This window comes from Microcystis sp. LE19-131.1A (assembly GCF_027532015.1).
Taxonomy (GTDB): domain Bacteria; phylum Cyanobacteriota; class Cyanobacteriia; order Cyanobacteriales; family Microcystaceae; genus Microcystis; species Microcystis ichthyoblabe_A.
The window spans coordinates 14,690-27,046 of sequence record NZ_JAPZSS010000176.1 but is presented as its reverse complement, the minus strand read 5'-3'; the positions used below and the strand labels follow the sequence as shown (position 1 = coordinate 27,046).

Here is a 12,357-nt window from a genome sequence, read left to right as displayed (position 1 = left end):
AGCCAATTTTTTGCCAGCTTTTTGGCTAGTTTAGTCAGATTCTTGTTTCCCAATTTGAGAATTCTTTCTGATTTACAAATAACCGCAATTTTCTGCATCCAAATCAGCTTCCCAACTCAATTTGTGAGAAATGCGGGTGATCTTCCTCCTTCGGTTCATATTCAAAAGGATCTCGTTTTTTGGGACTTTATCCCCCCCGACTCTCAAATAGAAGAATTAGTAGTAATTTATCGAGCTTTAGAAATTTTGCTCGATGAGATTAACCAGAGTAACAATCAGCGTGTTATTCGTTACACAATAGAAGTTCACGGAGAACAAGAAAAAGTGACCCTGGCTGCTAATTGGGAAGATGCAGTTCAGGTTTTACAACTTCCTGATTGTCGCAATGATAAAGAGGAATTAAAACGCCAACTTGATGAATTGATCTATACAGCGGAAACACCAGCCCAAAAGCAGCAAATCCAAGAAAAATTAGAATCATATCTTCAAAAACGGTTGTCTGATTTTCGCAGACAGGGAGCAGAAGATAATCCCAGATATTTACGAGAAAGAAATATTATTCGTGAATTCAGTACCGCTAATCGATTGAAACCCTCTCCTTCTTCTGATGCTCAATCGCCTACTAAAACTGAACGTCAACAAGAGAGTACCTCTTCATCTAATCCAGTTCTAGGTTTTGAGATTGACTCTGGCTACGAAAAATACGAACAATATCTCGCTCAACTATGGAATCTCAAAGTACCTCTGGACGCATTTATCAGTGCCGCTCGCTCCAAAGCTTCTGAATTACAGCTAGATGGGCAAAAAGCAGAGGCTATCTGGAATAAGTTTATCAACCCATCTCCGCCTCCTCTCACTCCTCAAGAAGTCGAATATGAAAAATATCTCGGTGACTTATCAAATCTGAATGTTCCCCCAGAGGCTTTTATGAGTTCTGCGGAAGCCAAAGCATCTGCTTTAGGGTTGGATTCACAAAAAGCAGATGCCATCCGAAATAGGTTTTTGAGCTAACCCTTGTTTTACTCAGATTATTGCATCAGACTGCTTAAATGCCCTTAAGGAGAATTTTTTATTGGGGTTGGGTGTGGGGTGTGGGGAGAACAAAGCTGCTTTTTGCCTTTTGCCTTTTGCCTTTTGCCTTTTGCCTTTTGCCTTTTGCCTTTTGCCTTTTGCCTTTTGCTTACTGCCAATTACCGATCAATAGTTTCTAGATAATGTCATCCTCAAATTTATAACCGACACCGACTACAGTTTTGATAAAGATCGGATTAGCAGGATCGGGTTCTACTTTTTTGCGTAAGCGTCGGATATGGGTATCTACTACCCTTTCATCGCCAAAAAAATCATTTCCCCAGAGATTATCGATTAATTGGGTGCGACTCCAGACGCGATTGGGATAACTGACAAAGGTAGCTAATAAATTAAATTCTAAGGTGGTTAAATCGAGGGTTTCCTCCGGCATTCCCTCCAATTTACGAAGAGCAGAATGTTGATCTAAGTCGATAATAAAATGACGGCTGCGATGGAGTTGCTGGGGTTGACTATCGTGTCTTAAACTACGTCTTAATAAGGCTCTTACGCGAGCGGTTAATTCCCGGGGACTAAAGGGTTTGACCATATAATCATCGGCTCCCGTAGATAGACCGATAATGCGATCAATTTCTTCTCCCCTAGCGGTTAACATTAAAATATAGGGGTCTTTTGTCCCCGGTTTTTGGCGAATTCTAGCACACAGTTCTAGTCCGTCTAATTCCGGTAACATTAAATCTAAAATCACTAAGTCTGGTTGCTTTTGATAAAATAGTTCTAGTCCTACTCTACCATTATAAGCCAGATGACAAGTAAAGGACTCCCGCTCTAAAGTTTGCTGAATCAAATGGGCGATTTCAATTTCATCTTCGATAATAACGATATCCATACAAGGGAAAAAGTTTACAAATATCTAGGCACATTTTAACATATTAAGGGCTGATTCAAGTCTGAATTGCATCACTATCTGATCTACCTTTATAGAATACCTCATTGGGGGTCTGATAGTCAAGACATTTTCGAGGACGATTGTTAATCAAGTTGAAGCAGCAGCGATTGCTTTCTATCATCAACAAACTGATTGGCCAGTAGTGCAAACTCTGGTCTGTGATCATGCTTCCCAATTCAAATTACTGACTGATAATATTACTTTGTGTTGGGTACATGAGGGACGACATTATAAGAAGTTGACTCCTTATGTTGCTTGTCACCAAAAAGCTCTTGATCAATTCCTGGATGATTTCTGGGATTACTACCGAGACTTGCTGGCTTACAAAGATGCACCCAGTCAACAGATGGCAGCAAAACTCCGATCTGAGTTTTGGAAACTTTTCGATACTCAAAGCGGTTATCAACAGTTGGATGAGCGAAAACAATTAACACTGCTGAAAATTTCGGAGTTGCTTTTAGTCTTAGAGCATCCCGAATTGCCCTTGCATAATAATCCGGCGGAGTTAGCTGCTAGGACGATGGTGCAGCGACGTAATATTAGTTAGGGACTTGCGCTTTGATAATGTGCCATCTGGCTGGTCTGGTTCTTCTACAGAGCGATTTTCTGGCTGGGATATTATTCCTACGCAAGTCCCTTATGCTACTCAAACTCTGACAGGGGACTCAGGCTTGGGATACTTTTGTGTCCCTTGTTGCTACTACTCGGAAATTAGGAATCAGCTTTTTTGAGTATGTTCGTGACCGCATTTCTCAACTTGGTAATATTCCCTCTTTGGCAACTATTATTCGTGAGCAGTCTTCTCTCAATCACCTTGCTTGTTCATGAATACCAGAATAACTCCTGACCCCGATATATTGAGGGGATATGGGAGATCGAACCCAAAATCTATCTTCAATTTAATTATAACCAGCTACCTAGCCAAAAATTTGGTTAGGTATTTTTTTAGTGAACTATCATAACTTCTACTGTTTCTCCTGCTTGTATAGTAGTTTTACCCTGGGGAATTATGACCAAAGCATTAGTACCCGCTAAATTAATTAAATTAGCTGAATTGTGTTGTCCGGAAGCGAGTTGAAATTGATAGAATCCCTCGATAATTTCTATTTTTCCCCAGAGATAAACTTCTCTTTGTCCCTTAGATTTGAGAGTATCGCGGGTGATAACTCGCAGAAATTTGTTCTGATAATCTGTCAATCCTGATAATTTTTTAATGACCATTTGTACGAAGCGCCAACAGGAAACTAAAGCAGAGACGGGATTACCGGGGATACCAAAGTAAATACAACCGTTAGGAAAAGTAGCAAAGGTTAAGGGTTTACCCGGTTGAATAGCAACGCTGCGAATTAGAATTTTTCCCCCTAATTCCTCTAAAATTCCCTCAATATAATCGTAATCTCCCACGGAAACACCGCCGGTGGAAAGGACGATATCACTAGAATTAATGGCTTTTCTGATAGTTTCTCTGAGAAGTTCGGGATTATCTTTGATTATACCTAAAGGTCTAGGAATTGCCCCTAAACTGGTGATAAATGCCGTTAAAGCGTAGCGATTTGAGTCAATAATTTGACCTTTTTGGAGGGTTTCATCGGGATTAATTAATTCATCTCCCGTGGAGAAAATTGCCACTTTCGGACGGGAAAAAACTGTTAATTCGGTAGCTTGTGCCGTGGCTAAAACTGCTATTTCTGGAGAATTAAGGGCAATACCGGCTTTTAATAAGGCATTTCCTGCTTGATAGAATGTGCCGCGTTGACGCACGAAAAGACCTATTTTTTCGGGAGGGATAAGAATCGCCACCCGCTCCCCTTTTTGTTGAGTATTTTCCTGCATAATAATCGTATCACTGCCGGTGGGTAACATCGCTCCTGTAAATATTCGGGCTGTTTCTCCCGGTTGAATAATTTTTTCGGGGACTTTGCCGGCGGGAATTTCGGCGATAATCTTTAGAGTAACGGGATTTTCTGGGTTAGTGTCTTTAACATCTTCGTAACGGACAGCATAGCCATCCATTGCGGAATTATCCCAATAGGGAAAGTCTAAATCACTGCTGATATCTTCGGCTAAAATGCGCCCAAAAGCTGCCTCTAGAGAAACTTTTTCTGTTTGCTTTTGGGGTTGAATTTGAGTTAAAATTATAGATTCTGCTTCTTTGACTGAGTACATGGATTAAAAAAATGAACCGATTAACTAGATTAAGGGTGGAAGATATACAAGCTTGGATTGGGGAAGTGCATTTATTGGATAGGAAGGGTCAGACTCCCTATTATATACCAGTTTTGAACCGAGTTAATCCCGAGGTTTTCGCTCTTCAGATTCACTGTCTTGAGGGGGAGATTTTGTCTTGGGGAGATGAAACTGTAACTTTTCCTTTGATGAGTGTGATTAAACCTTTTTTGTTATTATATCTTTTAAACCATTTAGGGGAAGATGCTGTTTTTCGTCGCGTGGGAAAACAAGCTTCTAGTTATCCTTTTAATTCTTTAACTCAACTGCAAGAGGATAGCGGTTTTCCCCGTAATCCTCTGATTAACAGTGGTGCGATCGCTTTGGCGGATTTATTAGGAGGGGAAACGCCAGAATCTCGCTGTGAAAATTTGCTTTTATGGTTAAATGAAATGGGTAATTGTCAATTATTTCTTGATCGCTCTGTGCTTGAGTCTGTTCACTCTTATCCTAATGTTCACAATCAAGCTCTAAGCTTAGAATTAGAAAAAAATGGTTATATCAGTCATCGTTACTTAGCTCTGGAAACCTACAATCGAATCTGTTGTTTATCTGGAAAAATTGCCGATCTTGCTAATTTAGGTAAGTTAATTTTAGCTGCTCCTTTTGGCGAAATTATTCTAGAAATTATGACTAATTGTGGACTCTATGAAGCTTCCCAACAATTCGCCATTGAGGTGGGTTTTCCAACAAAATCAGGAGTTAGTGGAGCTTTATTATCTATTCTGTCAGAGGAAGGAGTTATTGCTTGTTATAGTCCTCTGTTAAATGAGCAAGGTAATTCAGTTTTAGGTCTGGATTTATTAACAAAATTAAGTAATTTTTTCAAGGAAATTTAAGCCATGAAAACAAGATTGAACTTTTCAAAAAAACACCGATTCTATTTAGTAATTATCTTGCTGATATTTATGACTTTATGCGTCACCAGTTTATTTTTTCCCCTACCAGAATCCCTCAACTATGATGAAGGTTATCATTATGAAAGTGGAGTAGAAATTCTCAGAGGTACGGCAGCGAAACGGGGCGATGAAGATATTTATCATCGCAATATTATGCCAGCTTCAGCACTGCATCCCCTAGTTGATCAAACAATACAAAATATTTTTCCTATCTCTAAAGATCTAAACTTAGAAAATAAGTTTTTTGGACGGTTTGCTACGATTATTATCTCAGTAATTTTAGCCATATATGTTTTTATCTGGTCAAAACAACTCTATGGAGTGTTAGCAGGATTTTTAGCTTTAATTCTCTATGTTCTCGATCCTAATATTATCGGGCATTCACGGATAATTACTCAAGATTTATTCGGAGCAACTTCAATTTTTATTGCCATTTACTATTTCTGGTCTTTCCTAAGATTTGGTAGCAGAAAAAATCTGGTTTTAAGTATATTAACTTTTGGAATTGCCCAGATTTGCCGCTTAACAGCCGTTTATTTAGTTCCCATTTATATAATTTTAGGTCTTGGTTTTTACCATCGGGAAATTATTCAATCTATTCAAACCAAAAATATTCCCGTAATTCAACGGGTAATTAAGCACAGTATCTTCTATATACTAGCTCTGATTTTATCAACAATATTAATCATAAATATTGGTTATTCTTTTGAGAGAAGTGGCACTCAATTGCAGAATTATCAATTTCTCAGTCATAGTTTTAAGCAACTGCAAACCTATCCTGTCTTAAAATCTTTGTCGATTCCTATTCCCGCTGCTTATTTGCAAGCATTAGACTTCGGTAAGTATAAACAAGAAACAGGTTTTGGTAGTGGAATGCCCTATCTTTTGGGACAGTTAGGATTTATAGTTGATCCAGTACAAGGATTTAAAATTAAGGGATTTCCCCAATATTTTCTGATCACTTTTCTCTATAAAGTACCGATAGCTACCCAAATATTTATCTGGTTGGGATTTATTAGTTTATTTCTCTGGAGAAAACAGTTAAATTTTTGGCAGAATGAAGCTTTTTTGATTATTCCCAGTCTATTATATTTCATCTTAATGAGTTCTAACACTGCTCAAATAGGTATTAGATATATTTTAATGATTTTCCCCTTGTTATTTGTCTTTGCTAGTCGGATTGTTACCGGTTGGGCAGCTTATAAAAGAGCCTATCACATTTTAATTATTGTCCTGACCCTTTACTTACTAATTTCCAATCTCTCCTATTTTCCCCATTATATTTCCTATTTTAACGAATTAGTTATTGATCGCAAAATGAGCTATCAAGTTCTGGTCGATTCTAATTTAGATTGGGGACAAAATAAAAATTATCTGCAAGACTATCTCCAAAAACATCCCAACGCTCTCTTTATTCGTTATGACGGAGATAATAAACTTAATTTAGTCATCGAGAATCAAAAAGTTGCACCCTCACAGGTTTCTCTCGATAATCCGATTAATTTACTGGTGATAGAAGCTAATCAATTAATCGGTATTACCACCGATTCTAACCATTTTTACTGGCTGCGTTCTAGTCGTCAACCTATTGATCATCTTGCTTATAGTTACCTAATTTTCAAGATTTCCTCTCAAGACGCAGCCAATATTTTTGGTAAAAACTAGAAACTGTTCACCAATACTTTTTCTGATTTTTCTTGCCAAGTACCATGAAAAATGGGAGGGATAACACTGGGTAATTGCAGACAGCAAAGGGGTTCTTTTTCTAACTGCTGACTATCATAGATTCTCCCTTGGCTGCTGTGATTATTGCCGTCGTAAACCACGACGATTAACCATTCCGTTTCTGGAGATAAACCATCGCAGACAAAAATCGGTTCACTTCCATAACAGTTATTTTCTAGATAAGCAATAGTTAACTTACCCGTGGAGTGATTAGAGTTCTTAAGTACAGGGTGAGAGCATATCAAACGCTATTGACAATTGGCCAATTTTGTGATCCGCTTGCTGTGTGAGCATTTCAAGTGATACCAGTCAATTAGAATAGTTACGAAATCGACCAAATGGGTCGATTTTTGCTTAACAATTGAGATGGCAAATTCTCCTTGAATATGCCTAAATCGCACTCTGGGTAAGCAACTCACATAAAGTTCATTTTGTCAAGGATTGTTAAGATGCGTTTACCCTGATAATTCCAGTGATCAATTGGCTATCCTGATCATCTCTGGTGATTTTCCCGCAGCATAAATATCCCACATTGTCCGATAAGCTTTTTCTAAATTGCGGGTAAAAAGAAGCGTATCAAATAACGGATAAGTAAGACGATTTTGTGCTAGTTTCTGTTTAATTTTGTGCAATTTATCAGGAGATTTTGCTAAATTAATCGCTAAATTTTTATACTCCTCTAAATTCTTAGTAATTAATTCAGGTAGGCCAATAGCTGTCAGTAAACTAGCACCAACACGGGAAGGAAAAGTCTCCTCCAAACAAGTTATAATTGGTAAACCTGCCCATAAAGCATCACTTCCAGTCGTATGAGCATTATAGTATAAAGTATCAAGAAATAAATCAGCTAGTTGATGCCGCGCCAAATGTTCCGACTTAGGTTCGAGATGGGCAAAAATTAAGCGATCGCCTTCAATTCCTCGCGCTTTTGCTTCCCGACGTAGATTTGCTTCAGCTTCAGCTACTCTCGAAAATAACCATAATACACTACCGGGAACATTGGCCAGAATTTCCATCCAGACAGTGAATATTTGCGGTTCAATTTTATAGGTGTGGTTGAAACAACAAAAGACAAAACCCGATTCAGGAAGACCATACTGGGAACGAGTAACAGGTTTAGATGATATAATTTGTTGATAATCATTAGCCTGATAACTATCCGGTAAAATTACCAATTTTTCAGTAAAATTATCAGCAGACTTTGGTGGTGTAACTATGGCATCACCAATAATATAGTCGATAAAATCTGCTCCCATTGTCCCCGGATAAACCAAATAATTAACTTGAATCGGTGCCGGTTTTAAAGCCAATATTTGTGTCCGCGCTTTATCAATATATCCCATCAAATCAACTAAAATATGCACCCCATCATTGAAAATCCGTTGTGCAGATTCCGTAATTGATAAAGTAGCAATATCATAAAAGCGATCGCAATCATTAGCAATGCGACGACGATATTCACTACCATCATCAGGACCATAGGAATAGGCAATTATTTCAAAGTTATTGCGATCATGTAAACCAAAGACACTTTGCATCAAATGACTGGTGGGATGATTACGAAAATCATGGCATAAATAACCTATTTTTAATCGTCCAGATCGGGTGCGGGAATGGTTAAAGTTGAGGGGTTTAGTAATCAATGCTAATTGTCTTTTAATTTCTTGAGCATAGTTAGAAGCTACTTTTAACTGTTGAGTAGCAGACCAAGGTTTATATAAGCTATCAAAGGGAGTTACTGCGGTAGATTTTCCCTCTTGTAACTGGTTTTCGGTTAATTGCCAAAGTTGGATTAAATCAGCTTCTCTTGTCTCCCAATTACAAGTCATTTCCTTCATAGAAAATAAGCAAGCAAAAGCCTCTGGGGAATTAGGTTGAATGGCTAAAGCTTGCTTAAATACGCTCATAGCTGCTTCTACTTTGTCCTGTCTTCCTAACGCTAAAGCTAAACTATTGTAAGCTTTAATGTATTTAGGGTTAAGCTTAATTGCTGTTTGGAAATAAGCGATCGCTTCTTCAATTTTTCCCTGTAGTTGTAACACATTTCCTAAATTAAAGTGTGCTTCTGGATAATTAGGGTTTTTCCTGATTGCTTCTTGAAAATTGACCACAGCATCCCCTAACTTATCCTGCATTTGTAAGACTAAACCTAAATTATTATCAGCAAAAGCATAGTTTTGATTGCTACGAATAGCTTGGTTAAAGCAAATAATCGCCTCGTCTAAATCTCCCTTGCTAACTGCTATTATTCCTAAATTATTGTGGCTTTCTGCATAATTAGGATTAATCAATAAAGCTTGCTTATAAGCCAAAATAGCTTGATCAATTTGTCCTAAACTATCCATGATCACCCCCAACTGATGCCAAGCGGCTGCATATTGGGGAGATTGATTAATTAATTGTTGATAGAGAGCGATCGCTTCTTCAAGCTTAAGCTGTTTTTGCAAGGTGTATGCTTGCCGATAAAGGGTATCTGCTGGGGAAGTATCAGGCTGATTATTTGCTATATTTCCTCCAACTAAAGGAGAAATAGGATCAAGAGTAATAATTTTACTGATGTCATCATTTTGAAATCCTAAAGCTTGGGGACGTTTAACTCCTTCTAAGACTTGTATATCATAAAGTTCAGTCACTTCACCTTCTAAGCGTATCCAGTGAACAACTTCACCTGTTTTCAAGTCAATAATTAGCAGACCACAGCGAGGTTCTGCTTCTTTAGCCATTAAATTATCATCTAAGATTAACCCCGAAAAAGTCTTATCTACCCCACGATTTTTAGATAATCCAACAATGGCATAATTTCCGACAAATGCTAAACCACGCAGAAAACCAGGACAAAAAGTAACAGGCTCAAAAATGCCCTTATTTTGATCAATATAACCAAAGTAACCCGTACCCGCATTTAATAACCATAACTTACCCTGATAAAATCGGGGAGAATGAGGCATAGATAAACCAGTAGCAATCACTTCATTAGACTGAATATCAATGACACAACCGCCAGTTTGTCTTCTGTCTCTCCACCCATCCACCACATCTGATTGACTACAAGCGGTAACATAACGTGCCTTCCCATCTACCAAAGCTAAACCATTAAGATGACAACGATCTTCATTGACTAAAGCGGAAATAAAGGATGGTTTCCATAGGGGAATACAACTATGGCGATCACTGACTGTCGCCAGACAATTTAACATCGTACTGATAAATATAATTCTTTCAGAGAGATTTTCTATTGCCAAATCATGAATATCTAAATTCCCAGTAGTATAACTAATGCGGGGGATATAAAGTTTATCGTAACCATCATAAAGCTGTTCGGATGATAGCACATTATCTAGTTGCCAGATTTGATAGCGGGAACTAAGATAAATCCTTTCTGGGGTAGCATATAAACCCATGGCGCGGTCAAATATCCGCTCAAATCCCGACATCCCCCTTTGAGGGTTAACTCCTAAAAACATCAGTCGAGAACTTTGATAGGTAGTAAAAGCCAGACTAATCTGCTGAGACTCTAACCAATCAATGAAATTACGGGAAGCAATTATCTCTACGGGGATAGATTGATTAGTATTGGGAGTTGATTGATTCATCATAACCACAAAGACACAAAGACTAGCCAGTAGGGTGTGAAGCGCGATAGCGTAACGCACCAATTTAATGATAGAGGTGGTGCGTTACGGCGGCTTGTTAATTTTGGTTTTTTGACCGAATTGATGGCCGCAAATACGCACCCTACACCTAAATTAGGTGTGTCAGTCCACTACGATTTATGTTTTTGTTTGAGCGCGATCGTTTATAATCAAAATATCATTATTTTGGGTTTGCTGAATAAGTACGGGCGAAGCATTCGGATAGAAAATCTACCTTTTCACCGATAGGTTATTGTCCGAATGCTTCGCCCCTACAGGACGCGGGCCGATGAAGACGCAAGGTTTGGAACCACAATTCTCTCAAAATCTTGCACCTGTGGGAGCGAGAAAAGCCACAAAAACCTTACCTTGCCTACATTTCACATTTATTCAGCAAGCCCTAATTATAACCAGCTAGATAACTGAGGTAAGAGACTCTTGCTGACTTGCTTGCAGATGGGATTGAGCGCGAACAGCGCGGAACATCCCAAAACGACATAAACCCGTACCAAAGGCCAAACGCATCAGCAGAATTGTCGGCACTTCTCGGACGGATTTAACCAACCCAGTTAGACCAAATTGCCACCAACCTTGGGGACGAATCACCCCCTGCCAAATGGTATCAATCCAAGAGGGTAGAGTGGCTGTTGTCCAGTCAGCAGTCATCACTTCCCCATCTACCAATCCCGTGGCCGCCAACTGTTCGGCAAAACCTTCGATACTGGCAAAAGCGGGGTGGGACCACTGATCCAAAAGTTGGCGCATTACAGGACTTTCCCAGAAATTGAGCGGTTTTTGACGGTCATCTCGCTGATTCCAGTCCGCTACCACTAGGACTCCCCCTGGTTTGAGAACTCGCAGTAATTCCTGAGCAAAAACGGCTTTGTCCGGCATATGGGGACCGGCTTCAATTGACCAGACCACATCAAAACTCTCGTCGGGAAAAGAAAGGGCCATGGCATCATCGACCAAAAAGCGAGCATTTACATCTGGGGGTGTTAGTTCTTTGGCCCGTGCCACTTGTTTGGGACTAATGGTGACACCGGTAACGGCAAATCCGTAGTCGCGGGCCAGAATGCGACTGCTGCCACCAATACCACAACCGACATCGAGGAGAGTTGCACCGGTGGGTAGTTTATCCAAACCTCCCCAAGAGACCATTTCCGCCACAAAGTCAGCTTTTGCCTGTAGAAAGTCTTTTTTTTCTGGTGGGGAACCGTAGTGACCTAAATGGATGTGTTCGCCCCAATAATATTCTAAAATCCCGTCCTGGGTCCATTGGTCGTAGGAATTGGCCACCGAGTCCGACGATTGGTACTTGCGAGAGGAAACAAAATAGACGACGATAGCGATCGCTAGGAGTAAACCTAAAGATGATGTCAGCAAAAGTATATTCATTAAATGCTGCCGGGCAAACTGATACAAAGCTTAATAACTCTTAAAAATTATACAACCTTGAGGTTCTGCGGTTGAGTGACTTTGGTTCCTCGCCAGAAATTAACTATCCCAGTTGAAAGCGACTGATAATACAGCAGTTATCTTAATGGTGAGATCACTTCTGTAGTGGTGAACTTTTATCTGTTTGTCCCTGTGGAATTGCCTTCAATCCATTCGTAAAAAGCCATAGATTCTGGGGAACAACGGCTGCATCCTCCGCATTTTTCTAGGGAAATCAGGCGAATTCGCCCTTTTTTCAGCAAGCGATCGAGCATGGGACTTAAGGCATCCGCTGACATCCGAAAGTGTGTGGATAAGTCAGCCAGAGATGCTTTCTGATTTTTGGCAAGATAAGCCTGTATATCGGTTAAAATCATCTTTTCAAATAAAGTTGGGGGAATGGGGAATGGGGAAGTGGGGAAGTGGGGAAGTGGGGAAGTGGGGAAATTTTAACTAAAAC

At 39.5% G+C, this 12,357-nt stretch carries 8 protein-coding genes and 2 pseudogenes; 4 read left to right on the top strand and 6 right to left on the bottom strand.

Features of this window, described 5'->3' with window-relative positions; genetic code table 11:
• Positions 1–1,011: pseudogene (locus tag O9323_RS13790) on the top strand (hypothetical protein); the annotation flags it as partial.
• 196 nt (positions 1,012–1,207) lie between these two features.
• On the opposite strand, the gene O9323_RS13785 reads toward O9323_RS13790, so the two are convergent.
• Positions 1,208–1,918: a response regulator transcription factor gene (locus tag O9323_RS13785; RefSeq protein ID WP_002737246.1), complete on the bottom strand. Its 711-nt coding sequence runs from the start codon at positions 1,916–1,918 to the stop codon at positions 1,208–1,210.
• A 202-nt stretch (positions 1,919–2,120) separates the two neighbouring features.
• On the opposite strand from O9323_RS13785, the gene O9323_RS13780 reads away from it, so the two are divergent.
• On the top strand, positions 2,121–2,525 hold the full coding sequence (locus O9323_RS13780) for an IS66 family transposase (RefSeq protein ID WP_002794805.1): 405 nt from the start codon (positions 2,121–2,123) through the stop codon (positions 2,523–2,525).
• A 398-nt stretch (positions 2,526–2,923) separates the two neighbouring features.
• On the opposite strand, the gene O9323_RS13775 is transcribed toward O9323_RS13780, so the two are convergent.
• Positions 2,924–4,144 carry a molybdopterin molybdotransferase MoeA gene (locus O9323_RS13775; protein ID WP_002755123.1) on the bottom strand — a complete coding sequence of 407 codons (1,221 nt, stop codon included), beginning with the start codon at positions 4,142–4,144 and terminating at the stop codon, positions 2,924–2,926.
• A gap of 11 nt (positions 4,145–4,155) precedes the next feature.
• Between O9323_RS13775 and O9323_RS13770 the strand changes: the two genes are divergently transcribed.
• Positions 4,156–5,043 carry a glutaminase gene (locus tag O9323_RS13770; protein ID WP_002755121.1) on the top strand — a complete coding sequence of 296 codons (888 nt, stop codon included), beginning with the start codon at positions 4,156–4,158 and terminating at the stop codon, positions 5,041–5,043.
• A 69-nt stretch (positions 5,044–5,112) separates the two neighbouring features.
• Complete coding sequence (locus O9323_RS13765) at positions 5,113–6,768, top strand: ArnT family glycosyltransferase (RefSeq protein ID WP_223210864.1); 1,656 nt, start codon at positions 5,113–5,115, stop codon at positions 6,766–6,768.
• Here the strand turns inward: O9323_RS13765 and O9323_RS13760 are convergent.
• The 4 genes and pseudogenes from O9323_RS13760 to O9323_RS13745 all read right to left on the bottom strand — a co-directional run.
• Positions 6,765–7,040 (bottom strand): annotated as a pseudogene (locus O9323_RS13760) (carotenoid oxygenase family protein); the annotation flags it as partial. The gene O9323_RS13765 and the pseudogene O9323_RS13760 overlap by 4 nt on opposite strands.
• A gap of 264 nt (positions 7,041–7,304) precedes the next feature.
• The gene (locus O9323_RS13755; RefSeq protein WP_187602837.1) at positions 7,305–10,424 is read right to left on the bottom strand and encodes a TIGR03032 family protein; all 3,120 of its coding nucleotides are present in this window, start codon (positions 10,422–10,424) and stop codon (positions 7,305–7,307) included.
• Positions 10,425–10,874: 450 nt separating this feature from the next.
• A complete protein-coding gene (locus O9323_RS13750; protein ID WP_149107260.1) occupies positions 10,875–11,858 on the bottom strand; it encodes a methyltransferase domain-containing protein in 984 nt (327 codons plus the stop codon).
• Between the two features lie 176 nt (positions 11,859–12,034).
• Positions 12,035–12,274 carry a FeoC-like transcriptional regulator gene (locus tag O9323_RS13745; protein WP_130757729.1) on the bottom strand — a complete coding sequence of 80 codons (240 nt, stop codon included), beginning with the start codon at positions 12,272–12,274 and terminating at the stop codon, positions 12,035–12,037.
• Positions 12,275–12,357: the final 83 nt, after the last annotated feature.